This window comes from Pantoea sp. BJFS-204, assembly GCF_049310725.1.
In the GTDB taxonomy this organism is placed as follows: Bacteria; Pseudomonadota; Gammaproteobacteria; order Enterobacterales; family Enterobacteriaceae; genus Pantoea; species Pantoea agglomerans.
This window is the reverse complement of sequence record NZ_JBMOWE010000002.1, coordinates 179,052-204,678: the sequence shown is the minus strand read 5'-3', so window position 1 is coordinate 204,678 and position 25,627 is coordinate 179,052. Positions and strand designations below refer to the sequence as shown.

Below are 25,627 nucleotides of genomic sequence, written 5' to 3'. Positions count from 1 at the left end.
TTCTTTTCCTTTTGCATTCCGCAAGATGTGACGCCAAGTTTAGCCTGTTTTAAGGCTGGAGCGCTAAGGGTCTGACAGGTAAACTCCCCCTAATCCTATTCTCTGACGTTGGTGTCGGCGTGGAACTGAAAGCAACCTCGATGGGCAAACGGCTTGCCCAGCATCCTTATAATCGTGTCCGTTTGATGGCGGCAGGCGTCGAAGTCAGCGGCGATAAGCATGAGTATCTGATCCCCTTTAACCAGTTACTGGATATCGCCTGCAAGCGCGGGCTGGTGTGGGGCGAGCTGGAGTTTTTGCTGGCCGATGAAAAAGTGGTCCGCCTGCATGGCACGGAATGGCAGGAAACGCAGCGCTTTCACCACTATCTGCTGCAGGCCTGGCAGAGCTGGAGTCTGGAGATGAGCGCAGTGTGCCGCGAGGTGCTGCAGGCGCTACGCGACGAAATCGAGGCGTTTGGCGCGCAGGATCGCTGGCTGAACCGCCACGAGTTGCAGGCGCTGAAAACCAACATCCTCAAACAGTTCGATGCATTGCCGATGCCGCTCTCCCGCTTAAAAGATTTTGCTGACTGCCGGGATAACTGGCAATTCTGTCAGCGCTGGCTGGAGCAGGGCGACACGGCGTTGCGGCAGCGAAACCGTGACTGGACGGCCGCCATGCTCAACCGCTATCAGGATTTCTTTGCCAGCGTCGAGAGCACGCCACTCAATCAGTCGCAATGTGAGGCGGTGGTTAATGGCGAGAATTCTCTGCTGGTGCTGGCAGGCGCGGGCAGCGGTAAAACCTCGGTGCTGGTGGCTCGTGCAGGCTGGTTAATGCAGCGCAAGCTGGCCAGCGCCGATCAAATCCTGTTACTGGCATTTGGCCGCCAGGCGGCTGAAGAGATGAACGCACGTATCCAGTCGCGGCTCTCCGCCGCTGACATCCAGGCGCGGACTTTCCATTCTCTGGCGCTGCATATTATTCGTGAAGGCAGTAATAAGCAGCCGGTTATCAGCAAACTTGAGAGTGATGCCGATGCGCGTCGCACGCTGCTGATCCAGCAGTGGCGGCAGCAGTGTCATGAGAAGAAGGCGCAGGCAAACGGCTGGCGTCAGTGGCTGCGTGATGAACTGGAGTGGGAGTTACCCGAGGGGCCATTCTGGGAGGACGACAGGCTGGCAAACCGGCTGGCGTCACGGCTGGAGCGCTGGCTTGGTCTGATGCGCATGCATGGCGGTGCGCAGGCAGCGATGATCGCCGACGTACCCGAAGAGATCCGGGATCTCTTCAGTAAGCGCATCAAACTGATGGCACCGTTGCTGAAAGCGTGGAAGAGCGCATTAAAAGAGGAGGGCGCGGTCGATTTCTCAGGTCTGATTCACCAGGCGATTGCCATTCTGGAAAAAGGACGGTTTATCAGTCCGTGGAAACACATTCTGGTGGATGAATTCCAGGATATCTCGCCTCAGCGTGCCGCGTTGCTGAGCGCATTACGCCAGCAGAATAAGCGTACTGCACTGTTTGCTGTTGGCGATGACTGGCAGGCTATCTACCGATTTAGTGGGGCGGAGATGACGCTGACGACGGCATTCCATCACTATTTTGGTGAAGGAGACCGCTGCGTACTGGACACAACCTACCGTTTCAACGACCGCATTGGCGACATTGCCAACCGGTTTATACAACAGAACCCGCAGCAGCTGGCAAAACCGCTGAACAGCGTCACCAAAGGCAATAAAAAGTCGATTTCGCTGCTGGCGCAGGATCAGCTGGAAGCCTTGCTGAACAAACTCAGCGGTTACGCGAAGCCTGATGAGCGAATTCTGCTGCTGGCGCGTTATCACTATCTGCGGCCGGATTTACTGGATAAAGCCAGAACCCGCTGGCCAAAGCTCAATCTGGAATTTATGACGATTCATGCCAGCAAAGGTCAGCAGGCGGATTACGTCATTTTGCTGGGATTACAGCAGGGTAAAGAGGGCTTCCCGGCAGAGGCGCGCGAATCGATCATTGAACAGGGCTTATTACCGCAGCCAGAAGCGTTCCCTGATGCAGAAGAGCGACGTCTGGCCTATGTGGCACTGACGCGCGCGCGTCAGCAGGTTTTTCTGATGTTCGATAAGGCAGCGCCGTCACCGTTTGTCGATCACTTCCGCGAGCTGGGTGTGCCGGTGATGCGTAAAGCCTGAGTTACTTCAGACGATCGGCCAGATAGCGCTGATAGTCGGGGATCATAATCTCTACACTTTGCGCAAACAGTGGCGACTGAATGATAAAGTCAGCCGTGGAACGGTTAGTGGCTACCGGGATATTCCATACGGTAGCCAGACGCAGCAGTGCTTTGACATCCGGATCGTGCGGCACTGCGTTGAGTGGATCCCAGAAAAAAATCAGTGCATCGATCTTCCCTTCCGAAATCAGCGCACCCACTTGCTGATCGCCGCCCATCGGGCCGCTCAGCATGGCTGTCACATTCAGACCCGTATCGCGATTGATCAGATTCCCGGTAGTGCCGGTGGCATAGAGGATGTGCGATTCCAGCGCGGGCTGGTTTTGTTTCACCCAGTCAAGCAGGGCGGCTTTGCAGTGGTCGTGGGCGACCAGCGCGATATGTTTTGTGGTGCCGAGGGTACGAACAGTCTGTTCCATAAAGGCGTCCTGGTAAGGCTCATGCGCAAGAAGAGAGAGCACGAGTGTACCTCTGGCCTTTCGACTTTATCAACTCGTACGTAGCATTTTGACCAGCGTCAGAAGCTGCTGACGCGTGGCTTCATCGAAGCGGTGAAACCAGCGGTGCAGCGAGGGCAGTTCGGCCTGAGTAGTCCAGTCCAGATCGGCGGTAAGCCGGACGGAAGAGGGCGTTGCAGAAGGGGTATTTGCAAACCGCGGCACAGAGGCAATCTGGCGGGTGCGATTATAATTCAGCATCGCTTTTTCCATATCTGCGGATGTGGTGACCGGCAGGTGGTCGCGCACGCTGGTAATCTCCGTGCCTTTTTCATCCACCAGCTGAAAGTTCAGGCTGCGGTCAAAATGATAACGCTCGCGTTTTGTCTCCAGCGCAGGCAACCGAATGGTAATGGTTTTGGCAACCGCGGTGAACGTGACGATCATCGGCACCGACTGATAAGCGATGACGTTCTCATTCTGACCTTTGCGCTGCTGCTCTACCCGAAACAGAAACTGATGCTGACCGCGGTCCAGCTCCAGGCTGTCTGCGCCTTTGAGGAGGGAGCCTGAAATTTTTCGACCATCCAGCACCAGCAAATCGATCTGAGGATCGAGCTTTAATGTGATGGCAGAACAGGACGCCGAAACGAGGAGGGTAATTAACCCCGTAACAGCCAGCGACAGCTTCATTTCAACTCCGGTAACTGAAGACACAAAGGATGGTGTGTAGCAAATTCTTACATTATGGCAGTTAATTTACATTTAAACATATTTATTCGTGCGCGGGTTCAATTAATTTCGCTGAGGACTTACCCGCTAAAGGGCACGCCAATCTACACTCAACACTGGCCTGAAAGGAGATAAACATGAACGATCAGACAATTCGTGAGGTGCTGACGCGCACCCAACGTATCGCCTTAGTCGGAGCAAGCGATCGCCCCGAACGTCCCAGTTACGGTGTGATGAAATATCTGCTCGACCAGGGATATGAGGTGATCCCGGTCAGCCCGAAACTGGCAGGGAAAACGCTGCTGGGGCAGCAGGGGTATGCCAGCCTGGCGGATGTACCGGGCAAGATTGATATGGTGGATGTCTTTCGCAATTCTGAAGCCGCGTGGGGCGTGGCGCAGGAGGCTATCGCCGTGGAGGCAAAAACATTATGGCTGCAGCTGGGTGTGATTAATGAGCAAGCGGCGGTACTGGCACAGGATGCGGGCATGACGGTGATTATGGATCGCTGCCCGAAGATTGAAATTCCGCGTCTGGGAATAACGCGTCAGAAATGATGAGTGTGGCGGCAGAGCGTGCCGCCACAGATTAATGTCGCAGATGAGGTGCCTGTAATTGCTGACGCACCGATGCTGCCAGCTCATCCATTGAAGGCTGCTCAGGGTGTTCAATGCTGGTTTCGCCGGAAAGCTGAATCTCAGCAACGTAGGTATGTACCTGATCGCCTTCCTCATCTTCCATCACCACATGATACCAGGGCGCGGTGCGCATTTTCTCTTCCGCGCCAACATCTTCAATTTTAGGCTCATCTAACGAGTATTCAGGATCGACATCGACGATAACGCCCAGTACGCCGGACAAACGATGACGAACCTGCTGACCAATACCAAATTTACTGGCAATCATTGTGACCTCCGAAAAAAAGCTCTCTTACGAATATGGGGGCAGGAGCCGTTTTTTCAAGTCACATGACGCGGCAGGCGAAACCTTTCAGGTAGAGACCTTCCGGATAGCTGGCGATCACCGGATGATCTGCGGCCTGGCGGAACTGCTCAATAAACTGCACTTCACGGCCCGCATCCAGCGCGGCATCGGCGATGATCTTCTGGAACAGATCGGTGGCCATCAGACCGGAGCAGGAGAAGGTCATTAATACGCCGCCCGGATTCAGTAACTGAATGGCGAGCATATTAATGTCTTTATAGCCGCGACAGGCGCCCATCAACTGGCTTTTGTTTTCGACGAACTTTGGCGGATCCATAATGATCAGATCAAATTTCTCGCCACTGTCCCGATAACGGCGCAGCAGTTTGAAAACATCATCACGCTCAAATTGCGCGCGGGAGAGATCCAGCTCATTGAGTTCAACGTTCTGACGGGCAACGTCCAGCGCCTCCTGGGAGGTATCCACGCTGATCACTTCTTTACAGCCACCCATCAGCGCCGAAACCGCGAATCCACCGGTGTAAGAGAAGCAGTTAAGGACGCGGGCATCCTGTGCGTAACGACGCGTGGCGAGACGGCTGTCACGCTGATCAAGGTAATAGCCGGTTTTGTGACCGCCCTGGATATCCACCAGCAGCTTCATGCCATGTTCAGTAATCGGCAGCAGCGGCGGCGGCAGTTCACCGGTAACGGTGCCCTGCGTCAGCGCCAGACCCTCTTTCTTACGAACGGCGACGTCAGAACGGTCATAGATGGCGCAGCCAGGGAAACAGTGCTGCAGGGCGGTGATGATCGCTGCACGCTGATATTCTGCGCCTGCTGAGAGCAGTTGCATCACTAAAAAGTTGCCAAAGCGGTCAATGGTGACGCCCGGTAAACCATCAGATTCACCAGCGATCAGGCGATAGCTGTCCAGAACATCGCGGGCCGCCAGCCATTCGCGCCACTGCTGCGCCTGTTCAAACCGGCGGACAAAGAAGGCGATATCGATGGATTCATCGGCCTGCCAGCTCCAGACGCGGGCGCGGATCTGCGACTCGGGTGAATAAGCGGCGCGAGCCAGCCATTTACCGTTGCTGTCACAAACGTCAATGGTTTCACCCAGTTGCGCTTTACCTTCCAGACGCGCAACGGCACCTGAAAAGACCCATGGATGGCGACGGAGCAGGGACTTTTCACGTCCCTTTGCGAGAATCAATCTGACTGTCATAGTTTGCTATGCTTACCTGAAAAAATGAGGCGCCATTGTCCGGTGGATAACGGGAAATTGCAACGAACAGCAGCAGGAGAGAATAATGTCAGCAGCCTGTTTTAAAGCATGGGTTCATGGCCGCGTCCAGGGCGTCGGGTTTCGTTACAGTACTCAGGCAGAAGCCAGGACGCTGGGCGTACTGGGCTATGCGCGAAATCTGGATGACGGTAGTGTCGAGGTGCTGGCCTGGGGTGAGGCGGAGCAGGTCGATGCGCTGATCGCCTGGCTTAAAGCGGGCGGGCCACGCAGCGCGCGCGTTGAAAAGGTGCTGGTGGAGCCGCACCAGCCCGCAGAGCCGCCCCGCGATTTTACGACCGGTTAATTACAGACATTTCGCCGGTTTAGGCAGGCCGGCGATTTTCGTCGCCTGTTTAGCCGGCCCTTCAGGGAACAGGCGAAACAGATAGCGGCTATTACCTTTCTCTTCGCCATATTTCTGCGCCATCGCCTTCACCAGCATTCGCACGGCGGGTGAGGTGTTATATTCCAGATAAAAGGCGCGCACAAAATGGACCACTTCCCAGTGTGCTTCAGTCAGGGTCAGGCCTTCCTGATCGGCTATGTGGACAGCCAGTGCTTCACTCCAGTCGCCGGGATGCTTCAGATAGCCTTCGGCATCGACGGCGATTTCGTTACCGTTAAAATTCACGTGACATCCTCTTAGTAAATGACGGCGCAGTTTATCAAACCTGGCGGGCAGTAAAAGCAAAAACCCCGCCGAAGCGGGGTTTTACAGGCTACTGTCACTGCGGATTAGTTACTGCGGGCAAACCCCAGCAGGCTCAGCAGGCTGACAAAGATGTTATAGAGCGAAACATAGAGGCTGACCGTCGCCCGGATGTAGTTGGTTTCGCCACCGTGAATGATGTTGCTGGTTTCCCACAAAATCGCACCGGCTGAAAACAGAATGAACAGGGCGCTGATGGCCAGATGCAATGCAGGCAGCTGCAGGAAGATGTTGGCTACCACAGCAACCAGCAACACGACGAAACCTGCCATCATCATGCCGCCGAGGAAGGACATATCACGACGGGTGGTCAGCACGTAAGCCGAACAGCAGAAGAACACCAGCGCCGTACCGCCCAGCGCCAGCGCTATCACGTCACCCATGCCTGCGGTTAAGAATGAGCTCAGGATAGGCCCCAGGCAATAACCCAGGAAGCCGGTAAAGGCAAAACCGGCCAGAATGCCCATCGGGCTGTTAGCCAGACGGTAGGTTAAAAACATTAAGCCATAGAAGCCAAACAGCATCAGGATTAAACCCGGCGCAGGCAGGGCCAGCAGGGTGCTGGCGGTAGCCGTAACGGCCGAGAAGGCCAGGGTCAGTCCGAGAAGAAAATAGGTATTGCGCAGAACTCTGTGCGTAGACAGCAGTGAGGACTGCGATGAGGTGACAATTCTTTCCATGTTGCGCTCCTTTAAGCAGAACACCAAATATGTGCCGAGAATACGCAGGCCATTAAAGAGGGAAAAGGCGTTTTACCCTTCTTTACGCGCTAAACTGCTAATTGTTTGAGCAGAGTGGCGATTTTGACACCGAAAAATCACAATCTGGCTGTTTTTCAGGCGAATAGACAGATAGGTGCTTTACATCCCTAAACGGGGTGTTTATAGTGCGCGTCATTGCGGAGGGGTGGCCGAGCGGCTTAAGGCAGCGGTCTTGAAAACCGCCGATGGGAAACCATCCGAGAGTTCGAATCTCTCCTCCTCCGCCACTTTATCTGCCCTGGGCAATAAAGCGGCAAAAATAGATGTTTTGCCAATGCAGTACAGTTTCAAAACGGAGGGGTGGCCGAGCGGCTTAAGGCAGCGGTCTTGAAAACCGCCGATGGGAAACCATCCGAGAGTTCGAATCTCTCCTCCTCCGCCACATTTTACAGGCCAGCACGCAGTGCTGGCCTGTTTCGTTTCTGCTCTCTCTGTAACTTCTTCCTGTCTGAAAAAAGCGTGCCACTCTCTGTGACGCGTGGCTGCGCATTCATCTCTCCGGTGCATCTCTGCTATAGTCCACTCACCGTTTTTGCAAACATCTGGCGCTTTTCTGAGGCGAGCTGAGTTACACTGTTGATTACATCGCTCTGAGGCGAGCTAATGGGTTGATAGCCAGAGTGTTTCTTTACTGAATGAATGGAATAGGCACAATGATCAAGAAACTGAGTCTTTGCGCATTGTCAGTGCTCGCTGCATTGCCGGTCGGAACGGTAGCATTTGCTGCTGAGGGTGATATGCAGCTGCAACAGGTGCTGATGTTAAGTCGTCACAATCTGCGTGCACCGCTGGCTGATAATGGCAGCGTGCTGGCGCAGTCGACCAAAAAGAGCTGGCCGCAGTGGGATGTTCCCGGCGGACAGCTGACCACGAAAGGTGGTGTGCTGGAAGTCTACATGGGTAACTACACCCGTCAGTGGCTGGCACAGCAGGGCCTGGTAAAGAACGGCAGCTGTCCTGACAGCAATAACGTCTTTGTTTACGCCAACAGCCTGCAGCGCACTGTGGCCACCGCCCAGTTCTTTGTTAATGGCGCCTTCCCGGGCTGTGACGTCGCGGTCTCTCATCAGGATGAAATGGGTTCCATGGATCCTATCTTCAATCCGGTTATCACAGATGGCAGTGAAGCATTCAATAAGAAAGCGCTGGCTGAGATGGCCGCTGCAAATGAAAAACTGTCGCTGAAGCCTGCCTTCCAGCGCCTGGAAAAGATTGTCGACTACAAAGCATCGCCTGACTGCAACAATAAAAAGCAGTGCGATCTCAGCAGTGGTCAGAACACCTTCAGCGCTGAAAATGGTAAAGAACCGAATGTCAGTGGCCCGCTGAAAACGGGGAATTCCCTGATGGATGCGTTCACGCTGCAATATTACGAAGGTTTCCCGCTGGATCAGGTTGCATGGGGTCAGATCAAAACGCCTGAGCAGTGGAAAGAGCTGTCAGCGATTAAAAATGGTTACCAGGATGCGCTGTTTACCAGCCCGGACATTTCCCGTGAAGTGGCGGCACCGCTGGTGGACTACATCCGCAGTCAGTTAGTGGACCAGGACAAAGCCAACGCGCCAAAAATTACGCTGATGGTAGGCCATGACTCAAACATCGCCTCGCTGCTGAGCGCGTTGCAGGTCAAGCCTTATGAACTGCCTGATACCTTCGAAAAAACGCCGATTGGCGGTCAGGTTGTTTTCGAACGCTGGCATGATGCCAAAAATGATAAAGACCTGCTCAAAGTTGAGTATGTCTATCAGAGCGCCGATCAGCTGCGCAACGCAGACGTGCTGAGCCTGAAGAACCCACCGAAGCGCGTTACGCTGCAGCTGGCGGGTTGTGAGACCGATGCAAACGGCTATTGCAGCTGGGATCAGTTCTCTCAGGTGCTGAATGCTGCGCTGCAGGGCACGCCAATGCAGCCAGCGGCGGCACCACAACCGGCAGCCCAGTCTGACGACGACAGTGCGAAAGCCGCAGCGACCAATGATGCTGCTGCTGATAAGGCTGAAGCGGATAAAGCGACCGCGGCGAAAGAGAAGGCTGACGCCGATAAAGCTGCCGCTGAGAAGTCTGAAGCCGATAAAGCCGCCGCTGAAAAAGCAAAAGCGGACAAGGCAGCAGCCGATAAAGCCGCAGCCGAGAAGGCAAAAGCGGATAAGGCAGCAGCGGATAAAGCCGCCGCTGAGAAGGCAAAAGCGGACAAGGCAGCAGCGGATAAAGCCGCCGCTGAGAAAGCGAAAGCGGACAACGCGGCAGCGAAATCAGCCAGTGCCGATAAAGGTGCGGCTGACCAGGCTAACGCCTCGAACACGCCTGCAACAGCGCACAACGACGAATCAAAGTCAGCGGCTGTGGCAACACAGTAATCGCGCTATCCGGCTGATAATAAAAAACCCCGTCGAGACGGGGTTTTTTTATGGCTGCAAGGCGATTAACCCGCCACGACCACCAGTTTCTGGTTAGCAAACTCTTTGATGCCCAGATCAGATAGCTCACGACCATAACCTGAACGTTTCACGCCACCAAAGGGCAGCTCCGCTGAGGTGTCGCTCTGGGAGTTGATAAACACCATGCCGGTTTCAATGGCGGAGGCCAGTTTACGACCGCGTGCAATATCGCGTGTCCAGACCGAGCCGCCCAGACCATAGTGAGAGTCGTTCGCCAGCGCCACAGCCGCCTGATCGTCACCTATGACATAAACCTGCGCGACCGGACCGAAGAACTCCTGATAATAGGCGGGATTATCCGGGGTAATGCCAGTGAGAATGGTTGGCTGATAGTAGCAACCTGCACCTTCAACGGCTTTGCCGCCCGTGACCAGTTTTGCGCCATTGGCGACGGCTTCGTCTACCTGTTTCACCAGGCGGTCACGCGCGTCAGCGGAGGAGAGCGGGCCAAGCGTAGTCTTCTCATCCAGCGGATCGCCCAGCGTAGCGGAACTCAGTGCAGCGCTGAACTGGTTGATAAAGCGATCGGCAATCTTCTCATGCAGAATAAAACGTTTTGCGGCGGTACAGACCTGTCCGCAGTTGCTGAGGCGAGCCTGCACGCCCTGACGTACCGCTTCATCAAGATCGGCATCATCCAGCACCACAAACACGTCATTGCCACCCAGCTCCAGCGTCGATTTCTTAAGATGCTTACCGGCCTGCTCAGCCACGGCGCTGCCCGCGCGCTCGGATCCGGTCAGGGCGACACCCTGCACCCGGTCGTCAGCAATCAGATCGGCGACCTGATCGGTGGAGATGAACAGGTTAGTCCAGGCCCCTTCAGGCGCACCCGCTTCACGAACCAGCTTCTCAAAGACATCGGCACAGTGCGGCACGATATTGGCATGTTTTGCCAGCACCGGGTTACCCAGCGCCAGATTAGGTGCCAGCACGCGCATCAGCTGATAGTAAGGGAAGTTCCACGGCTCGACGGCGACTAAAACGCCAATCGGGTGATACTCAACCCAGGCTTCGCCCAGATCGCTGGGATAGGACTGCGGCTGCAGAATACGTTCCGCATTCTCTGCGTAGTAGCGGGCAATCTGCGAGCAGATTTTCACTTCTCCGCGGCTCTGACCAATCAGTTTACCCATCTCTTTACTGGCGATGGTGGCCAGTTCTTCCGCGCGGCTATCAATCAGGTCAGCCAGTTTTTTCAGTACCTGCAGACGCGGCTGAATATCACCTTTGCTCCATGAAGAATGGAAAAGGCGATCGGCCACTTCGAGGGCATGGCTGACGGCGGCTTCATCGTGTGACGGCCAGCTTTTCAGCAACTGGTTGTTTGCGGGATTAATGCTTTGATAGGAAGACATAGCGTACTCCTTGGTGAGCTAAAAATTGAGGGCGGGAAAGTCCCGCCCCTGAATCAGACGTTCTTACGTTCTACGGGCTTATCATCCCAGGTCAGGAGATCTTTATCGGTTTTTTCAAAGGCGCGAATCAGCACGTCATCACTGCCTTGCTGACGCCAGATCTCTTCTGCCAGTTTTTCATCGTAGTTAGCCACTTCGAAAATGGCCTCGGCAATTTCAGGGGAGGTATGACGCAGACTTGCCCATTCGCCAACGTGATGTGCTTTCGATTGTTCAGTAGACATACTTTTCTCCTTTGATTAAATCAGTCCTGCAGTTTGACGGTCAGTCCGGCCACATGTTCGCCCTGAAAACGGGCGATATTCAGTTCCGCTTCGGTAGGCTGACGCGAACCATCGCCGCCCGCCAGGGTGGTGGCTCCATAAGGCGTTCCACCGCGAACCTGTGAAATATCGAACAACTCTTTGGTTCCGTAGCCGATTGGCACAATCACCATGCCGTGATGCGCCAGGGTGGTCCAGACAGACGTGATGGTCTGTTCCTGACCGCCGCCGGTGCCGGTTGAGGTAAAGACGCTGGCAACCTTGCCAAACAGCGCGCCTGACGCCCAGAGTCCGCCGGTGCGATCCCAGAATGTCCGCATCTGTCCGGCCATGTTGCCGAAGCGGGTCGGAGTACCGACGATAATCGCGTCATAGTGCGGCAGCACCTCAGGCGTGGCTTCTGCCGCCTGCTGATCGGTTTTGCCACCCACCTGTGCAAAGCGATCGGCCTCCATCGTTTCTGGTACCCGCAGGATATCCACTTCCGCGCCGGGAACCCGACGAGCGCCTTCTGCAACCGCGTTCGCCATTGTTTCGATATGTCCGTACATCGAATAGTAGAGCACCAGAATCTTAGCCATTGATCTCTCCAGATGGTTTTGACGTCCAGAAAAAGTATAGAAGAGCTTTCGTTTTACGCAGGCGATGCCGAAGCCGGAACGGAGGTGTCGGGCAATAAATCAGCAGCTAATCGGTTGTAAGTCGGCAGAGTGTTCGTTGTTTAGCCAAATTTCTGGTGATTACTCTGTTGCTAAATGTGACTGGCGGACGAGTGAAAGGATAATCTGGCTATTATTTAAACATGGGCTGAGCTCGGGTTTCGGGCCGTCAGCCCTCTGTTTTTAATTCTTAATTATCGCACTACGCGACAGGAGCAAATCATGACAACACATCGTGGGGGTTCTGGAAATTTTGCTGAAAACCGTGAACGTGCCGCAGAAGCGGGACGTAAAGGGGGAAAAAACAGCGGCGGTAATTTTAAAAACGATCCGCAGCGCGCCGCGCGTGCCGGGGAGAAAGGGGGACGCAGCAGTCCTAAAAAACCGGACGCATAACCCCACACTGCCGCCGGTTGAGACCGGCGGTTAACGTCGTTGCTTTTCCCCCTCGCTCTCCCCACAATATTGTCCGGACACATCATCAGGTGAATTATGTCGGACACACTCCGCGGTTTAACCCTGCGCCTGACGCGGCAGGAGCTGGTATTACTTTTCATAACCATGATCTGGGGCGGCACCTTTCTGGTGGTGCATCGTGCGATGCAGCACTCCGGCCCGTTCTTCTTTGTCGGCCTGCGTTTTGCCACCGCGGCACTGCTGCTGGCGCTCTTTTTCCGCCGCTATCTGGCAGGCATGACCTGGCTGGAGGTGAAAGCGGGCGCGCTGATTGGCCTGTCGATCGCCGGGGGCTATGGTCTTCAGACGTGGGGAATGCAGACCATTTCCAGCAGTCAGTCCGCCTTTCTCACCGCGCTCTATGTCCCTGTCGTGCCGTTGCTGCAATGGCTGTTTCTGCGCCGTCCGCCGGGATTGATGTCGTGGCTGGGGATTGTACTGGCGTTTACCGGCCTGCTGCTGGTGGCCGGGCCGCAGGATGGTCGCATCACTCTGAATGCAGGTGAAATAGCGACGCTGATCAGTACCCTGGCGATCGCCGCCGAGATCATCTTAATCAGCCGCTATGCCGGTAAGGTCGATGTGCGCCGTGTGACCCTGATCCAGCTGGCGGTGGCATCGCTGTGCGCCTTTGGTCTGATGATCCCCAATGGGGAAACGGTGCCTGCCATCTCAACGCCGCTGCTGCTCAGCGCGCTGGGGCTGGGTGCGGCCAGCGCCCTGATTCAGGTCACCATGAACTGGGCGCAACGCAGCGTTTCGCCAACCCGCGCTACGGTGATTTATGCCGGGGAACCAGTCTGGGCTGGCGTCGTGGGGCGTATTGCGGGTGAGCGCCTGCCTGCGCTGGCGTTGCTGGGCGGCGCGCTGATCGTCTGCGGGGTGATCGTCAGTGAGCTGCGGCTGAAACGAAAAAAAGCGGTGCAGCCTGCTGCCACACCGCTGGAGTAGGTCGTTAACCCTGCTGTCGCGCCAGTGGCTTGTCCTGCTTTGCCGCACTGCGTCGGCGCAGAATCGCATTGAGGATAATCGCGCCAAAGGTGGCGGTACCGATACCCCCCAGTGTGAAAGAACCGATTTTCAGCGCGAAATCACCGGCACCGAGCACCAGTGTGGTCGCCACCATGATCAGGTTACTGTTCTGGCCTAAATCAACATGGTTCTGTACCCAGATGCGGGCACCCGCTACCGCAATCAGCCCGAACACCACAATGGATGCGCCGCCAATCACCGGGGCCGGAATAGTGTGGATCAGCGCACCAAACTTCGGCGAGAAACCGGCGAGGATGGCGATAACCGCCGCGGCGACAAACGCCAGCGTAGAGTAGACTTTGGTCACCGCCATCACCCCGATATTTTCGGCATAGGTGGTAACGCCACTGCCGCCGATCGATCCGGAGAGCATGGTGGCCAGGCCATCGCCAACAAAAGCGCGTCCCATGTAAGGATCGAGATTGCGTCCGGTCATGCCCGCCACCGCTTTCAGATGCCCGAGGTTTTCAGCCACCAGAATGATCGCCACCGGGGCGATCAGCACCATCGCCTGCAGATCAAAGGTGGGTGCAGTGGTGTGCGGCAGACCAAACCAGGCAGCCTGTGACAGCATCGTAAAATCGACCGGCTTACCCAGCCCCAGACCGTTGGTCAGCAGCGCATAGATCGCCCAGGCCAGAATCAGGCCGACCAGAATCAGCAGTCGCTGAATCATCCCGTGGGTAAATACCGCTACCAGACCAATGCAGAGTACGGTCATCACCGCAACCCAGCTGTCGAACGACGAGGCGGAGACGCTGTGAACCGCAATCGGGGCCAGATTCAGCCCGATAGCCATCACCACTGCACCGGTCACGACCGGCGGCATCAGATTTTCAATCCAGCGCGTGCCGGACTTCATCACCACCAGACCAATCAGCGTGTAGAGCAGGCCGCAGGCTATCACGCCGCCCAGCGCCACGCTGAGATTGGGATTCAGCCCCTGACCGCTGAAGCCGGTTAACGCAATGACCACGCCGACAAAGGCAGCGCTCGACCCGAGATAACTGGGCACCCGACCGCCGGTGATAAAGAAGAACAGCAGCGTGCCTATACCCGAGACCAGAATGGCCAGATTGGGATCCAGCCCCATCAGCAGGGGCATCAGCACCGTTGCGCCAAACATCGCTACCGCATGCTGTAAACCCAGCACCAGCGTCTGCCCCAGAGGCAGGGTCTCATCCGGGGCGATAATACCGTTTTCTGTTAATGCCGACTTCTTTTGCCATTGCGGAAACCAGGATCGTGCCATCGTCTACTCCAGAGCGTTATGAATGCCGGTGGGATTCAGGGAAGCGTTAACAGGCATCCTGCCGCAACAGGGGATGGTATCCCCGGTCAAACCACGCCAGACCGTGGGTGTCATCATTGCGCACTAACCCCACGACTTCGCAGAACAGCGTGTCATGCGTACCGACGCTGACAATCTGAGTGATGCGGCAGTCAAAGGACGCGACGGCGCCGCTCAGCACCGGCGAGCCGGTCACGGCCGTTGACCACTCAGCGGCAATAAAACGATCAGCCATTGGCGTTTTGCCGCCGAACAGATTGGAGAGCGTTTCATGGCCCGCCGCCAGCGTATTGACGCAGAGCTGCATATTTTCGCGGAACACCGGGTAAACCGAGGCAGAGCGGTTAAGACAGACCAGCAGCGTCGGCGGCGAATCCGTGACGCTGCACACCGCCGAGGCCGTAAAGCCTGCGCGTCCGGCCGGGCCTTCAGTGGTGATGATGTTGACCGCAGCGCCCAGCCGCGACATCGCATTACGAAACTCAGTTTTCTCAACGGCAGGGGTAAGGGTATCCAGGCTCATCGTGTTCTCCGCGAAAAGGTTATCCGACGACGCGCTGCAGCGGCTGCACGTCATCAGTCTGATCCAGCCACTGCAGCAGCAGGGCATTAAAGTTTTCGGGGGCGGTGACGCTCATGGCGTGGCCGCCCCAGGCCATCATCTGTTCAGTCGCATTGGGCAGGGCCGCGGCCAGCTCAGTTGAGCAGCTCCACGGCACCAGCAGATCGTCCTGGCTGGCGATCACCAGTACCGGTTGTGGAATGGCAGCAGCCCGCGCGCTGAAGTCGGCGCTCATCAGGGCGTGCAGCCGCCGCATCAGATTTTCCATCCCCTGAAAATGTGCGACGTGATGGCTATCTTCCTGATCCAGCAGTGTCTGATGCTGTGCCATCCACTCCGCAGGATAGAGAAACAGCGGCTGAGCGCGGACAAATGCCTCGACGCCGACGTTGAGCAGCAGGTCCTGACGTACCTGAAAGCAACGACGGGTATGGGGATGCAGCGTCAGCCAGCCATTGATCACCGCGATCCGTTCGATCCGTTCCGGATAATCCAGCGCCAGCTGCATCCCCATCAGACCGCCCAGCGCGTGACCGATCAGGCTGAAGCGCAGGATGCCGTGCTGCGCCAGCGCGGCGGCCAGTTCCGCCGCCATCATCGCCATGCTGTAGCCTTCCGGCAGGCTGTCAGCGCTGCGACCGGTGCCGCGCTGGTCATAGGTCACCACGCGATAGCGTGCCGTTAGCGCGGCCAGCTGCGGCTGCCAGAAACCCGCCACGCCGCCCAGACCGGATGAGAGCACCAGTGTCGGTGCATCGGGATTTTGCAGACCCAGAATATCCAGCTGCATCAGACCTCCGCTTTGCCGATGTGCGCCACGCTGGCGATCTCAATCAGCGCATCAGGCTTGACCAGACCGCACTGAATACAGAAGCGCGCCGGTTTTTCGCCGGGAAAGTACTCGGCATAAACCTGATTCACCGCGGCGTAGTTCGACCAGTCGGTGATAAAAATCGAATTAAACGTCACATCGGCCATGCTGCCACCGGCGGTCTCAATCACCTTTTTAATGGTTTCCAGCACGTGGCGGGTCTGCGCTGCGGCATCACCCACATGCACCACGTTGTTGTCAGCATCAAACGGCAGCGTACCCGAGACATAGACCACGCCATCCGCCAGCGTGCCGGGAACGAACGGGGCGATGGGGGTGGTGGTGCCTGGCGGAACAATAATACTTTTCGGCATAGCGTCGTCCTTATCGTGGATTAGCGGGCATTCAGGCTTTCGCAGAAGGTATCGACATCCGATACCCAGCCAAAAAAGGTTTCGATATTGAACAGGGCAGCCTGCTGAGCAAAGGGCGGGCCGGCCTGATAAGTGGCGTCTTCCAGCACCACGCCGAAGTACTCCAGAAAGAAGCCGTCGCGCAGCGTCGATTCAACGCAGACGTTGGTGGCGATGCCGGTAAACATCAGATGACGGATCCCGCGGCTGCGCAGCATGCTGTCGAGCGGGGTGTTATAGAAGCCGCTGTAACGCGATTTCGGCAGCACGATGTCACCGGGCTGTGGCACCAGTTCATCGACCAGCGCGTAATCCCAGCCGCCTTTCGACAGCAGCGACCCCTGCAGTTCAGGCCGTTTACGCATGGTTTTCAGGGCATTCGATTTGTGGAAATTGGGGGAACCGGCGTCGCCCGCTTCTACATAGTCACTGTCCCAGCCGTTCTGGAACCAGATGATCTGAACGCCTGCCGCACGGGCCGCCGTCACCGCCTGATGGATTTTCGCAATCACCGGCTTGGTGGCGGAAACATCGAAGCCCGCCAGATCGAGATAGCCGCCTTCAGTGGCGTAGGCGTTCTGCATATCCACGACAATCAGCGCGGTCTGGCCAGGCGGAAAGGCGATCGGCTCTGGCCGCGCCGGCAGTTCAACCTGGGGAACATCCGGCGTGTGAGCACAATAAACGGTAGCCATCATGCCACCTCCTGCTGTGCGTCGAGCAGGGCGCTGCGACAGGCCATCAGCGGCTGAATGTGCTGCCCGAAGTTCTCGATACCCTGCAGGAAGTCATCAAACGTCAGCAGCACGCCGTGGGTGCCTTCGACCTGCGCAACCTCATCCAGCATCCGCGCCACGCTGGCATACGACCCCACCAGGGTGCCCATATTGATATTGACTGCCGAGGTCGGATCCGCCATCTGGCGCACATTGGTGTCGCTGCCCGATTTGGTGTCCTGCTGACTCTGAGTGGTGAGCCAGGAGAGCGCCTCTTCATCCGCACCTGCTTTGTAGTGTTCCCACTTCGCCCGCGCTTCTTCGTCCGTTTCAGCAGCGATGATCATAAACAGCACATAGGAGCCGACATCGCGGCCCGCTTTTTCAGCGGCCTGCTTCATGCGAATCGAGGTAGAGCTGAACGCGGCAGGCGTGTTAACACCTTTACCAAAGCAGAAGTTGTAATCGGCGTGCTGAGCAGAGAAGGCCATACCGGCATCGCTCTGTCCGGCGCAGATCACCTTCATCGGGCGCTGCGGCTGCGGACTCACCCGGCAGTCGTTCATGGTGAAGAACTCACCTTTAAAGTCCGATTTTCCGGTGCCCCACAGGTCGCGCAGCACGGTAACGTATTCGGTCAGATAAGCGTAGCGGCTGCTGAAGTACTCATCGCCAGGCCACATTCCCATCTGTTCATATTCCGGCTTCTGCCAGCCGGTCACCAGGTTGACGCCAAAGCGACCGCCTGAAATGGAATCGATGGTGGACGCCATGCGCGCCACAATCGCCGGAGGCAGCGTCAGGGTGGCGGCGGTGGCGTAGATCTCAATGCGTGATGTCACGGCGGCCAGGCCTGCCATCAGGGTGAACGATTCGAGATTATGATCCCAGAACTCGGTTTTTCCGCCGAAGCCGCGCAGTTTGATCATCGAGAGCGCAAAATCGAAATGGTAATGCTCTGCTTTCAGCACGATCGCTTTGTTCAGTTCAAAAGTCGGCATGTACTGCGGCGCATTGGACGAAATCAGCCAGCCATTGTTACCAATCGGAATAAAGACGCCTATCTTCATGTGAAACCTCGTTGCGATGGGGGAAAGGTGTTTCACGCGCTGCACTGCATCCTGCATCGTCCGTGTGGGCCGCGCTCAGTCACAATTCTGCAAACTGTGTGCCACTTTTTTTATTGTTTTAAATAACAGTGAGTTAAAGTTAACCCGAAAGAGGTAAGTGGAGTAACTGGTCCATTTCAGACCGTCTGGTCAAAATTCGCTGCACATTTTCCATGCAGGCTGAGCAAAAAAGGTGCAGGGCGCGGATTGGGCAGCGATGAATCCCTTTGCTATGATGCGCTGACACCAGAAGGATGAGGTAAACGTGTGAATACCGATGAAAAAAAGCCAACGCGACGTTCGCGTGCGGTCGCAGCGAAGCGGGCCGCCATACTGGAAGCGGCATTAACCTTCTTCTCACAGTTTGGCATTCACGGCACCAGCCTCGATAAGGTGGCCGAGCTGGCCGATGTCTCTAAAACCAATCTGCTCTACTATTTTCCCTCTAAAGAAGTGCTCTATGTGGCCGTGCTTAAGCAGATTCTGGATGTCTGGCTGGCACCGTTGCGCGCGCTGGCGCACGATCAGGATCCATTGGTCGCGATTCGTCGCTACATCCGGCTGAAGCTGGAAGTGTCGCGCGATCATCCTCAGGCTTCCCGGCTCTTCTGTCTGGAGATGCTGCAGGGTGCTCCGCTTCTGAAAGGGGAGCTGGCAGGCGATCTTAAGCAGCTGGTGGATGACAAAGCGGCAATTATTGAACGCTGGATTGATGAAGGACGACTGGCAGGCGTACAGCCGCAGCATCTGATCTTTATGCTGTGGGCCACCACGCAGCATTACGCCGATTTTGCCACTCAGGTTGAGGCCGTTACCGGCCAGACGCTCAGCGATCCGGCGTTTTTCGATCAGGCTGTTGATAACGTGCAGCGCATGATCATCGAAGGGATTCGCGTACGCTAATTCAGGATACATCCACGGTTCAGGTACGGAGTTAATCAATGGATTCTGTTTCGCAACTGGTGCTGGGTGCCTCAGTCAGTGTCGCAGTGATGGGACGTCGGGTGCCGGTCTGGCAGGCCGCGCTGGTGGGCGGCGTCTGCGGCACCTTACCCGATCTCGATGTCTTTCTTGATCATGGCGATGCGATACGCAACATGACCCTGCATCGCACGGAAACGCATGCGCTGCTCTGGCTCACGCTGCTCTCGCCACTGATTGCATGGCTGGTGGCAGGTCTGTTTCGTCAGCGGGTGAAGTGGGCAGCATGGTGGCCTGCCATCTGGCTGGCGCTGATTACCCATCCGCTGCTCGATTTGATGACGGTGTATGGCACCCAGCTTGGCCTGCCGATCACCGATTATCCTTATGCCATCGGCAGTATCTACATCGTCGATCCACTCTATACGCTGCCGCTGCTGGCAGGCCTGGGCGTCGCGCTCTGGCGGCGCAGTGATAAAGGGCTGCGCGGAAACCGGCTCGGGCTGATGCTGAGTACCCTTTATCTGGTCTGGAGTGTGGTGATTCAGGGCGTCGCAGGCTGGCAGATCAGAGCGTCGCTGGCGGAGCAGGGTATTCCGGACAATAAAGTGCTGGTGACGCCCACGGCCTTTAATACGCTGGTATGGCGCAGCGTGATTATGACGCCGGATCGCTATGGTGAAGTTTACTGGTCGCTATTGTCGCCCTCACGGCCACTGCAGGTGGCGTGGTATCCGCGTCATCCTGAACTGTTCGACGCTTTTCGGGGCAGCTGGTATGCAGAACGTGTCGCCTGGTTCAGCCACGGCTTCTACGCGCTGCGTGAGCAGGACGGTCAGACGACGATTGCCGACCTGCGCATGGGCGAAGGCGATAAGTATACCTTCACCTTTGGTCTGGGCACGCCTCAGCAGCCCGATCCCCGGCCGCAGCGCTTACCTAATGAACGCCCCTCTTTATCCGCCATTTTCTCTGCGCTGGGCGATCGCCTGTAAAAAAAAAGCCCGGTCATCTGACCGGGCTTTGTTCATGATATTACCGATTAGCGGCTACGACGATTACGCAGCATCCAGCCCACACCCAGCAGGGCAAACCAGAGTGGCGTAACCATCAGCGCCTGGCGCGTATCTTCCTGCAGCGTCAGCAGCACCAGCACAAATGCGAAGAATGCCATGCAGACCCAGCACATGAATTTGCCCAGCGGCATCTTAAATGCCGACTCCGCATGGCGCTGCGGATGCTTTTTACGGTAGGCCAGATAGCTGCACAGAATGATGGTCCAGACGAACATAAACAGAATGGCCGAGACGGTGGTCACCAGCGTGAAGACCTTCATCACATCCGGGATCAGGTAGATCAACGCCACACCAATCAGCAGGCACAGGCAGGAGAAAAACAGGCCGGTAGTCGGCACCGCACGGGCAGAGAGTCGGCCAAAGGCGCGGCTGGCCACACCCTGCTGCGACAGGCCATAGAGCATACGGCTGGTGGAGAAGATGCCGCTGTTGGCTGAGGAGGCGGCAGAAGTCAGCACCACAAAGTTAACGATACTCGCAGCCGCAGGCAGACCAATCAGAACGAACATCTCAACAAACGGACTGCGATCGGCCATCACCTGGGTCCAGGGCGTTACCGCCATAATCACCATCAGCGCCAGCACGTAAAACATAATGACCCGCAACGGAATCGCATTAATCGCGCGCGGTAACACTTTATGCGGATTGTGGGTTTCAGCCGCTGCCGTGCCCACCAGTTCAATGCCGACAAAGGCAAACACCGCAATCTGGAAGCCGGCAAAGAAGCCGCTGAGGCCTTTCGGGAACATGCCGCCGTGATCCCAGATGTTGCTGAGTGACGCTGTGCCGCCGCCCGGTGAGGGGTAGTGAATCGATACCAGCACAATCCCGGTTACGATCAGTGCCACAATGGCGACGATTTTAATGATCGCAAACCAGAACTCCATCTCACCAAACAGCTTGACGGTGGCAATATTGAGCGCCAGAAAAACCACCACGCAAAGCAGGGCGCTCATCCAGATCGAGAAGCCCGGAAACCAGAGCTGGAAATAGGCGCTGATTGCCACCACGTCGGCAATGCCGGTTACCACCCAACAGAACCAGTAGGTCCAGCCGGTAAAGTAGCCGGCCCACGGGCCAAGCAGATCCGCGGCAAAATCGCTAAAGGATTTGTACTCAAGGTTGGAGAGCAGCAGCTCCCCCATGGCGCGCATCACAAAGAACAGCATAAAACCGATGATCATATAGACAAAAATGATCGAGGGGCCAGCCAGGCTGATGGTTTTACCGGAACCCATAAACAGGCCGGTACCGATAGCGCCACCAATGGCGATCAGCTGGATGTGACGATTGTGCAGATTGCGCTGGAGTTTATCGGGCGTCTCGTGGGTGCTTGCGGTTTCTTTAGATTGATCAACCATAGAATTGTCTTTCCTGTCGTGATGTTGTGTTCAGCTCTGCTGGCTGTTAGTCAAGGCGTCTGCCTGAGGGCAAGTCGGCATAAGATAGAGGAAGAGAGCCGGGATCGGGTAACGCTTTTTTACCAATTGTGATGCCTGCCGCCCCGGAAGCGGCAATAAAGCGCGGTTTTGTTCAAACCTTCGTCAGCCTGGGTAATTATTCATCACGTTATGTCAGTCAGGCGGCGTGAAAGGCGATGGGCTTCTACACTTTTTGTTTGCTAATCATCATGCTGCGAGAGGGACTATGCGCACGCTTATCCTGTTTTTGCTATTGCTTGCGCTGGGATGGGTCAGCTTACCCTGGCTTAAGCAGCATCTGCCGCCGCAGTTTAATCCCTTTACGCCACTCTCTGTTACCGATCCGCCGGGCTGGATGACGCAGATTAAGATGAAAAGGCTGGCCAGCGATCCAGACGCGTGTCTGGCGGTGATGCGACGCGCTCAACAGGCGGGCTGGGTCAGCTTCAGCGAGCGTCCGGACGTCACGGGTCACTGTCCGCTCAGTCATCCGCTGCGGGTTCAGAAATTTGGCCCGGTCAGCCTCAGCAGCAGCTTTCTGGCCAGCTGTCCTATGGCCGTCGCCAGCACCATGTATGCTCTGCGCAGTCGTGAACAGACCGCCAGAGAGATGCACAGTCCACTGGTACGAATTATCCATGTCGGCAGTTACGCCTGCCGTAATATTTATCATCGTGCCCAGGGGCGGCTCAGTGAACATGCCACCGCCGATGCCTGGGATGTGACAGGCTTTCAGCTGGCTGATGGCCAGCGGCTTGAGGTCAGTCGTCACTGGCAACAGCCGGAAGAAAAAGCGGCAATGCTTCATACGCTGTGGCGTGGCGGCTGTGAGGTATTCGGCAATGCGCTGGGGCCGGACTATAACGCCGCTCACGCCTCACATTTTCATCTGGGTATGCGTGGTGCAGGCTACTGCCGATAAATCATCAGACAGGATTAATACCGTGTTTGATTAAGAAATGTTCTTATGGTGCCAGTAAAACCCATCCAGTTATCATTGCTGAACCTGATCCCTTACTGAAATAGTCTGACAACAGGTCAGGATGCTCCTAAAAAAACCGATTTCAGGGCCATCTGTAAGAATAAAACGATGCCTGCGGGATAAAACCCTTGTGCAGATTCTCAGCCTCATTTGCTCAGCGCCTGCTGGTGGCATGATGAAATTATTTCACGGTTGCGCTGGCAGAAATAAGGGAAAGGTATCGCATAAATAAAGCGTGCATGATTGAGAAAAGAACGGATTTTCCTGCAAATTTATTTTCATATGATTTAGTTGCGTGACTATCGGGAAAGTGATTTAACTGATTAAAATAGAGTCAGTGTTGAGCATTACGCCATAAATAGTGATCTCCGCCACGTATTGCGGTCAGACAGCAAAGTAAGTAAACGAGACTTTTACGGACGCGCTGTCCTGGATCAGGTATTTGCAGTCAGATAAGTCGATAAACCACAGCAGCATGTGAATCGACGGGCACAGAGCATGGTCGGGCAGGGGAGACCCGAAAAGGTTTATTAAACAGCACATCGTTACGCTTACAGGGCTGCCACTGAAAACCGGGACAGGTCTGTCACCGGCAAGCGCGTGGCGCGGTCAGCAAGCCGGTTAGCGGCCTCAACAGACGCCACAGGGGCTGCGGGGTCGTCTGACGAAACCGGTCCTGATGCTGCAAAGAGAGAGCCGGGCTTATTTCCTGATGAAAAATATGTCAGAAATTTGTCACTACCGCTTCGCTTATAACGGAGTAATTAACGCCTTGTTTACTCGTTATTTACCCAACAATCAGCATCGCGATTCAATATTTTCAGCAGACGTTTCGGGTCTGAGATAAAATTGCACTGGAGGTCAGGGATTGAAATCCTATCAGAAAAATCTTATTCTCCTGGGGTGATTGAAATTGCTGTGATCGGCCTCACCTTGTAAAGGCAGGAACACTTTTTCACTCCGCTCCAACGGTGAAAGGTTAAATGCGCTGTAGATCGCGACAGATTCGTCCTGAAAGATAAATTAATTTTCTTCTGCAAATTTATTTTATCCGATGAATCTGAATGAATATTACCGGAAGGGCGAGTGAAATTAACGCTGAGGCAATATGAGTACTGAAAATTATTTCGCCTGGCGAGCTGAGGCGAAAGAAAAATTTCAGGCATTAACGGTTTCTTCTGAATTGAAGCCGTTATTGCAACAATTTATTGAATCATTAGGCTTCGATTATTTTGCCTTTTTGATTCAGCACCCGGTGCCTTTTACCCGACCGCGCATTCATTTACATAGCACCTATCCCAGATTATGGGTTAAACGCTATGAGAAGCAGAATTATTACGCTGTCGATCCGGTGCTCAGGTTGTGTCAGCGACCGGGCAGAGGCATGGCGTGGACGGAGGAACTGTTCGCTGACGCCGGCAATTTGTGGCGTGAGGCGAGAGAATATGGGCTGCAGAGCGGATTTTCTTGCTCTGCAATGGCACCAAATCGCGTCATTGGTATATTATCTATATCGTCGCAACAGCCCATTTCTGTCCAGCTCTGCCATGCTGAGCTGGAGGTGAAACTACACCTTTTAGCGGAACTAAGTCTGGATACGCTGGAACGCTTTAGCGATGATGCAATGATGGTACTAAAAAAAGAGTTTAGTCAGCGCGAGCTGGAAATTTTGAAATGGACAGCCGAAGGAAAAACGGCGGTCGAAATTTCACTTATTTTATCCATCTCTGAACATACCGTTAACTTTCACCAAAAAAATATGCAAAAGCGTTTCAATGTTTCCAATAAAACGCAGATTGCCTGCTATGCAGCGGCAATCGGACTGATCTGAACATCAAGCAACGGCTACATTTAGCTGTTCCTTTGCACAGGTCTGTTGTCTATTCTGCGCCGGGACTTTGCCAGGCTGGCGCAAAGAAATCATTGCAAACATGGGGATGTCAGAGGCGCATGATGAAAATAGTGCAAACGCAATTAAAGGATATGCCATCCTCTTTGCTTGCCGAACTCGGCAGCTACCGATACAGCGTCTTTGCGCGCGGCGAAGGGTGGTCAATTCCGCCACGTCTGAGCACGCCAGGACAGGAATATGATCGCTACGATCGTTCAGATGTCACCTGGCTGATCGCATGGAATGCGCGGGAGGGCATCAGCGGCTGTGCGCGTCTGATGCCCTGGTTCGAACCTGAACTGAGTGAAGGCATCGTACTGCCTTTCAGCCATGAGAAAGTGTGGGAAATGTCGCGCTTCTCGGCACGGCTGGATGTGGACGCTGAACTGCCACTGAATATTATCTGGCACGCCGTGCAGCTGGCAGAATTGAACGGTATGGAATACATCATCAGTTCGGCAACGCCGATGCTGGAGAAGATGTTTGAAGAGCATCAGGTGGTGTATGAGCCGCTGACGCCGGGACTTATTCTGTCAGAAGATAATCTGTTTGCGATCCGTATTCCGGTGGTTCAGCCAGCGCTGGCTGAAAAGTATCGGGGAACGCGGCGCTTTAGTCCGGAAGAGGTACTGCCTACGCTGGGCGTTTCGGTTAACTGGCAGGCGCACAGTTAATTAATTTGCCCCCGCGGCTGTGGGGGCAAGCAAGCTTACTGACGGTAGGCTGTTTTGATCTGCTTAATGGTATTGCTGAATACTTCCGCCTGAGGCTTGTCGCCCAGCGTCTGTACATAGCGTTCCATGTTGATAATCACTTTGCCGGCATCAGCCTGGCCCATACCTTTCAGGATCAGGGTGATCATCATCTTCAGACCCGCGATTTCATCCGCTAATTTCCGGGCTTCCTGCGAAGTTGCAAAATCTTCATCGCTCATGCGTTTCTCCTTGGTGAATGACAATATGTCGGCAATCTGTCCGAACAGCAGTGCGTGAGTATATCACAGGGTCAGTAAGTTGCTGGAGCAGCCGGTTCGCTTCGCTATAAACAGCTGGTTTGTCCAGTACAACTAATCAATCGCTGAAAGTAATTACAGGTGTTG

28 protein-coding genes and 2 tRNA genes are annotated in these 25,627 nt (G+C 55.4%); 13 read left to right on the top strand and 17 right to left on the bottom strand.

The features are described from left to right. The first annotated feature begins 119 nt into the window (after window positions 1–119). A complete protein-coding gene (gene helD / locus ACO6VX_RS07730; RefSeq protein ID WP_422458046.1) occupies window positions 120–2,174 on the top strand; it encodes a DNA helicase IV in 2,055 nt (684 codons plus the stop codon). A 1-nt stretch (window position 2,175) separates the two neighbouring features. Here the strand turns inward: helD and mgsA are convergent, their stop codons facing one another. Together mgsA and ACO6VX_RS07720 are read right to left on the bottom strand one after the other, a co-directional pair. Beyond that, window positions 2,176–2,634 (bottom strand): methylglyoxal synthase, encoded by a 459-nt coding sequence (gene mgsA, locus ACO6VX_RS07725; protein WP_010246657.1) that lies wholly within the window; start codon window positions 2,632–2,634, stop codon window positions 2,176–2,178. 69 nt (window positions 2,635–2,703) lie between these two features. Next, complete coding sequence (locus ACO6VX_RS07720; protein WP_010669788.1) at window positions 2,704–3,345, bottom strand: DUF2057 family protein; 642 nt, start codon at window positions 3,343–3,345, stop codon at window positions 2,704–2,706. Window positions 3,346–3,521: 176 nt separating this feature from the next. On the opposite strand from ACO6VX_RS07720, the gene ACO6VX_RS07715 reads away from it, so the two are divergent. Next, entirely contained in the window at window positions 3,522–3,941 is a 420-nt protein-coding gene (locus ACO6VX_RS07715; RefSeq protein ID WP_422458044.1) for a CoA-binding protein, read from the top strand. Between the two features lie 31 nt (window positions 3,942–3,972). Here ACO6VX_RS07715 and hspQ read toward each other — a convergent pair whose 3' ends face one another. After that, window positions 3,973–4,290 carry a heat shock protein HspQ gene (gene hspQ, locus ACO6VX_RS07710; RefSeq protein ID WP_010246651.1) on the bottom strand — a complete coding sequence of 106 codons (318 nt, stop codon included), beginning with the start codon at window positions 4,288–4,290 and terminating at the stop codon, window positions 3,973–3,975. Window positions 4,291–4,348: 58 nt separating this feature from the next. Then, window positions 4,349–5,539 carry a 23S rRNA (cytosine(1962)-C(5))-methyltransferase RlmI gene (gene rlmI, locus ACO6VX_RS07705; RefSeq protein ID WP_245116733.1) on the bottom strand — a complete coding sequence of 397 codons (1,191 nt, stop codon included), beginning with the start codon at window positions 5,537–5,539 and terminating at the stop codon, window positions 4,349–4,351. 85 nt (window positions 5,540–5,624) lie between these two features. Between rlmI and yccX the strand changes: the two genes are divergently transcribed. Beyond that, on the top strand, window positions 5,625–5,903 hold the full coding sequence (gene yccX, locus ACO6VX_RS07700) for an acylphosphatase (RefSeq protein WP_010246647.1): 279 nt from the start codon (window positions 5,625–5,627) through the stop codon (window positions 5,901–5,903). On the opposite strand, the gene ACO6VX_RS07695 is transcribed toward yccX, so the two are convergent. Both ACO6VX_RS07695 and yccA read right to left on the bottom strand, forming a co-directional pair. After that, window positions 5,904–6,230 (bottom strand): TusE/DsrC/DsvC family sulfur relay protein, encoded by a 327-nt coding sequence (locus ACO6VX_RS07695; protein WP_010246645.1) that lies wholly within the window; start codon window positions 6,228–6,230, stop codon window positions 5,904–5,906. Window positions 6,231–6,334: 104 nt separating this feature from the next. Then, the gene (gene yccA, locus ACO6VX_RS07690) at window positions 6,335–6,988 is read right to left on the bottom strand and encodes an FtsH protease modulator YccA (RefSeq protein WP_422458041.1); all 654 of its coding nucleotides are present in this window, start codon (window positions 6,986–6,988) and stop codon (window positions 6,335–6,337) included. 220 nt (window positions 6,989–7,208) lie between these two features. Between yccA and ACO6VX_RS07685 the strand changes: the two genes are divergently transcribed. From ACO6VX_RS07685 to agp, 3 genes are all read left to right on the top strand, one after another. Continuing rightward, window positions 7,209–7,296, top strand: a tRNA-Ser gene (locus ACO6VX_RS07685). Window positions 7,297–7,363: 67 nt separating this feature from the next. Further along, window positions 7,364–7,451 (top strand) — tRNA-Ser (locus tag ACO6VX_RS07680). A gap of 271 nt (window positions 7,452–7,722) precedes the next feature. Further along, window positions 7,723–9,426: a bifunctional glucose-1-phosphatase/inositol phosphatase gene (gene agp / locus ACO6VX_RS07675; RefSeq protein WP_181955665.1), complete on the top strand. Its 1,704-nt coding sequence runs from the start codon at window positions 7,723–7,725 to the stop codon at window positions 9,424–9,426. A 65-nt stretch (window positions 9,427–9,491) separates the two neighbouring features. On the opposite strand, the gene ACO6VX_RS07670 is transcribed toward agp, so the two are convergent. The 3 genes from ACO6VX_RS07670 to wrbA are packed head-to-tail and all read right to left on the bottom strand — an operon-like array spanning window position 9,492 to window position 11,769. Continuing rightward, window positions 9,492–10,865, bottom strand: a complete 1,374-nt coding sequence (locus ACO6VX_RS07670) for an NAD-dependent succinate-semialdehyde dehydrogenase (RefSeq protein WP_167422831.1) — start codon at window positions 10,863–10,865, stop codon at window positions 9,492–9,494. 53 nt (window positions 10,866–10,918) lie between these two features. Then, window positions 10,919–11,149: a YccJ family protein gene (locus ACO6VX_RS07665; protein WP_010669794.1), complete on the bottom strand. Its 231-nt coding sequence runs from the start codon at window positions 11,147–11,149 to the stop codon at window positions 10,919–10,921. 20 nt (window positions 11,150–11,169) lie between these two features. Beyond that, window positions 11,170–11,769 (bottom strand): NAD(P)H:quinone oxidoreductase, encoded by a 600-nt coding sequence (gene wrbA, locus ACO6VX_RS07660; protein ID WP_022625914.1) that lies wholly within the window; start codon window positions 11,767–11,769, stop codon window positions 11,170–11,172. A 300-nt stretch (window positions 11,770–12,069) separates the two neighbouring features. On the opposite strand from wrbA, the gene ACO6VX_RS07655 reads away from it, so the two are divergent. Next, window positions 12,070–12,243, top strand: a complete 174-nt coding sequence (locus ACO6VX_RS07655) for a general stress protein (protein ID WP_010246636.1) — start codon at window positions 12,070–12,072, stop codon at window positions 12,241–12,243. 96 nt (window positions 12,244–12,339) lie between these two features. Continuing rightward, the gene (locus tag ACO6VX_RS07650; protein WP_010669796.1) at window positions 12,340–13,254 is read left to right on the top strand and encodes a DMT family transporter; all 915 of its coding nucleotides are present in this window, start codon (window positions 12,340–12,342) and stop codon (window positions 13,252–13,254) included. Window positions 13,255–13,258: 4 nt separating this feature from the next. On the opposite strand, the gene rutG is transcribed toward ACO6VX_RS07650, so the two are convergent. From rutG to rutA, 6 genes are read right to left on the bottom strand one after another with little or no spacing between them, the layout of a single operon-like run. Further along, on the bottom strand, window positions 13,259–14,587 hold the full coding sequence (rutG, locus tag ACO6VX_RS07645) for a pyrimidine utilization transport protein G (protein ID WP_422458035.1): 1,329 nt from the start codon (window positions 14,585–14,587) through the stop codon (window positions 13,259–13,261). Between the two features lie 46 nt (window positions 14,588–14,633). Further along, a complete protein-coding gene (rutF, locus tag ACO6VX_RS07640) occupies window positions 14,634–15,149 on the bottom strand; it encodes an NADH-dependent FMN reductase RutF (protein WP_029518970.1) in 516 nt (171 codons plus the stop codon). A 19-nt stretch (window positions 15,150–15,168) separates the two neighbouring features. Then, window positions 15,169–15,978, bottom strand: a complete 810-nt coding sequence (gene rutD, locus ACO6VX_RS07635) for a pyrimidine utilization protein D (protein WP_422458032.1) — start codon at window positions 15,976–15,978, stop codon at window positions 15,169–15,171. Next, window positions 15,978–16,373 carry a pyrimidine utilization protein C gene (gene rutC, locus ACO6VX_RS07630; protein ID WP_010246626.1) on the bottom strand — a complete coding sequence of 132 codons (396 nt, stop codon included), beginning with the start codon at window positions 16,371–16,373 and terminating at the stop codon, window positions 15,978–15,980. The genes rutD and rutC overlap by 1 nt, the downstream gene beginning before the upstream one ends. A gap of 20 nt (window positions 16,374–16,393) precedes the next feature. Next, entirely contained in the window at window positions 16,394–17,107 is a 714-nt protein-coding gene (rutB, locus tag ACO6VX_RS07625; RefSeq protein ID WP_010246624.1) for a pyrimidine utilization protein B, read from the bottom strand. After that, window positions 17,107–18,198, bottom strand: coding sequence for a pyrimidine utilization protein A (gene rutA / locus ACO6VX_RS07620; RefSeq protein WP_010669800.1), 1,092 nt, complete (start codon window positions 18,196–18,198; stop codon window positions 17,107–17,109). The genes rutB and rutA overlap by 1 nt, the downstream gene beginning before the upstream one ends. Window positions 18,199–18,504: 306 nt before the next feature. Between rutA and rutR the strand changes: the two genes are divergently transcribed. After that, window positions 18,505–19,140: an HTH-type transcriptional regulator RutR gene (gene rutR / locus ACO6VX_RS07615; RefSeq protein ID WP_003849991.1), complete on the top strand. Its 636-nt coding sequence runs from the start codon at window positions 18,505–18,507 to the stop codon at window positions 19,138–19,140. Between the two features lie 38 nt (window positions 19,141–19,178). After that, complete coding sequence (locus tag ACO6VX_RS07610) at window positions 19,179–20,153, top strand: metal-dependent hydrolase (RefSeq protein ID WP_061901596.1); 975 nt, start codon at window positions 19,179–19,181, stop codon at window positions 20,151–20,153. Window positions 20,154–20,200: 47 nt separating this feature from the next. On the opposite strand, the gene cycA is transcribed toward ACO6VX_RS07610, so the two are convergent. After that, window positions 20,201–21,595: a D-serine/D-alanine/glycine transporter gene (cycA, locus tag ACO6VX_RS07605; protein ID WP_022625909.1), complete on the bottom strand. Its 1,395-nt coding sequence runs from the start codon at window positions 21,593–21,595 to the stop codon at window positions 20,201–20,203. 286 nt (window positions 21,596–21,881) lie between these two features. Here cycA and ACO6VX_RS07600 point away from each other — a divergent pair, with 286 nt between their 5' ends. From ACO6VX_RS07600 to ACO6VX_RS07590, 3 genes are all read left to right on the top strand, one after another. Further along, window positions 21,882–22,577 (top strand): extensin family protein, encoded by a 696-nt coding sequence (locus ACO6VX_RS07600; protein WP_010246615.1) that lies wholly within the window; start codon window positions 21,882–21,884, stop codon window positions 22,575–22,577. A gap of 1,168 nt (window positions 22,578–23,745) precedes the next feature. Next, window positions 23,746–24,468 carry a transcriptional regulator SdiA gene (sdiA, locus tag ACO6VX_RS07595; protein ID WP_064690102.1) on the top strand — a complete coding sequence of 241 codons (723 nt, stop codon included), beginning with the start codon at window positions 23,746–23,748 and terminating at the stop codon, window positions 24,466–24,468. Between the two features lie 122 nt (window positions 24,469–24,590). Beyond that, entirely contained in the window at window positions 24,591–25,202 is a 612-nt protein-coding gene (locus tag ACO6VX_RS07590) for an acyl-homoserine-lactone synthase (RefSeq protein WP_422458028.1), read from the top strand. Window positions 25,203–25,237: 35 nt separating this feature from the next. On the opposite strand, the gene ACO6VX_RS07585 is transcribed toward ACO6VX_RS07590, so the two are convergent. Next, the gene (locus tag ACO6VX_RS07585; protein ID WP_003849983.1) at window positions 25,238–25,462 is read right to left on the bottom strand and encodes a DUF2594 family protein; all 225 of its coding nucleotides are present in this window, start codon (window positions 25,460–25,462) and stop codon (window positions 25,238–25,240) included. Window positions 25,463–25,627 lie beyond the last annotated feature (165 nt).

Bases quoted from the DNA above. Each gene is read 5' to 3' on its own strand.
- mgsA (WP_010246657.1), bottom strand. From the start codon at position 2,634: ATGGAACAGACTGTTCGTACCCTCGGCACCACAAAACATATCGCGCTG.
- ACO6VX_RS07720 (WP_010669788.1), bottom strand. From the start codon at position 3,345: ATGAAGCTGTCGCTGGCTGTTACGGGGTTAATTACCCTCCTCGTTTCG.
- ACO6VX_RS07715 (WP_422458044.1), top strand. From the start codon at position 3,522: ATGAACGATCAGACAATTCGTGAGGTGCTGACGCGCACCCAACGTATC.
- hspQ (WP_010246651.1), bottom strand. From the start codon at position 4,290: ATGATTGCCAGTAAATTTGGTATTGGTCAGCAGGTTCGTCATCGTTTG.
- rlmI (WP_245116733.1), bottom strand. From the start codon at position 5,539: ATGACAGTCAGATTGATTCTCGCAAAGGGACGTGAAAAGTCCCTGCTC.
- yccX (WP_010246647.1), top strand. From the start codon at position 5,625: ATGTCAGCAGCCTGTTTTAAAGCATGGGTTCATGGCCGCGTCCAGGGC.
- yccA (WP_422458041.1), bottom strand. From the start codon at position 6,988: ATGGAAAGAATTGTCACCTCATCGCAGTCCTCACTGCTGTCTACGCAC.
- agp (WP_181955665.1), top strand. From the start codon at position 7,723: ATGATCAAGAAACTGAGTCTTTGCGCATTGTCAGTGCTCGCTGCATTG.
- ACO6VX_RS07670 (WP_167422831.1), bottom strand. From the start codon at position 10,865: ATGTCTTCCTATCAAAGCATTAATCCCGCAAACAACCAGTTGCTGAAA.
- ACO6VX_RS07665 (WP_010669794.1), bottom strand. From the start codon at position 11,149: ATGTCTACTGAACAATCGAAAGCACATCACGTTGGCGAATGGGCAAGT.
- wrbA (WP_022625914.1), bottom strand. From the start codon at position 11,769: ATGGCTAAGATTCTGGTGCTCTACTATTCGATGTACGGACATATCGAA.
- ACO6VX_RS07655 (WP_010246636.1), top strand. From the start codon at position 12,070: ATGACAACACATCGTGGGGGTTCTGGAAATTTTGCTGAAAACCGTGAA.
- ACO6VX_RS07650 (WP_010669796.1), top strand. From the start codon at position 12,340: ATGTCGGACACACTCCGCGGTTTAACCCTGCGCCTGACGCGGCAGGAG.
- rutG (WP_422458035.1), bottom strand. From the start codon at position 14,587: ATGGCACGATCCTGGTTTCCGCAATGGCAAAAGAAGTCGGCATTAACA.
- rutF (WP_029518970.1), bottom strand. From the start codon at position 15,149: ATGAGCCTGGATACCCTTACCCCTGCCGTTGAGAAAACTGAGTTTCGT.
- rutD (WP_422458032.1), bottom strand. From the start codon at position 15,978: ATGCAGCTGGATATTCTGGGTCTGCAAAATCCCGATGCACCGACACTG.
- rutC (WP_010246626.1), bottom strand. From the start codon at position 16,373: ATGCCGAAAAGTATTATTGTTCCGCCAGGCACCACCACCCCCATCGCC.
- rutB (WP_010246624.1), bottom strand. From the start codon at position 17,107: ATGGCTACCGTTTATTGTGCTCACACGCCGGATGTTCCCCAGGTTGAA.
- rutA (WP_010669800.1), bottom strand. From the start codon at position 18,198: ATGAAGATAGGCGTCTTTATTCCGATTGGTAACAATGGCTGGCTGATT.
- ACO6VX_RS07610 (WP_061901596.1), top strand. From the start codon at position 19,179: ATGGATTCTGTTTCGCAACTGGTGCTGGGTGCCTCAGTCAGTGTCGCA.
- cycA (WP_022625909.1), bottom strand. From the start codon at position 21,595: ATGGTTGATCAATCTAAAGAAACCGCAAGCACCCACGAGACGCCCGAT.
- ACO6VX_RS07600 (WP_010246615.1), top strand. From the start codon at position 21,882: ATGCGCACGCTTATCCTGTTTTTGCTATTGCTTGCGCTGGGATGGGTC.
- sdiA (WP_064690102.1), top strand. From the start codon at position 23,746: ATGAGTACTGAAAATTATTTCGCCTGGCGAGCTGAGGCGAAAGAAAAA.
- ACO6VX_RS07590 (WP_422458028.1), top strand. From the start codon at position 24,591: ATGAAAATAGTGCAAACGCAATTAAAGGATATGCCATCCTCTTTGCTT.
- ACO6VX_RS07585 (WP_003849983.1), bottom strand. From the start codon at position 25,462: ATGAGCGATGAAGATTTTGCAACTTCGCAGGAAGCCCGGAAATTAGCG.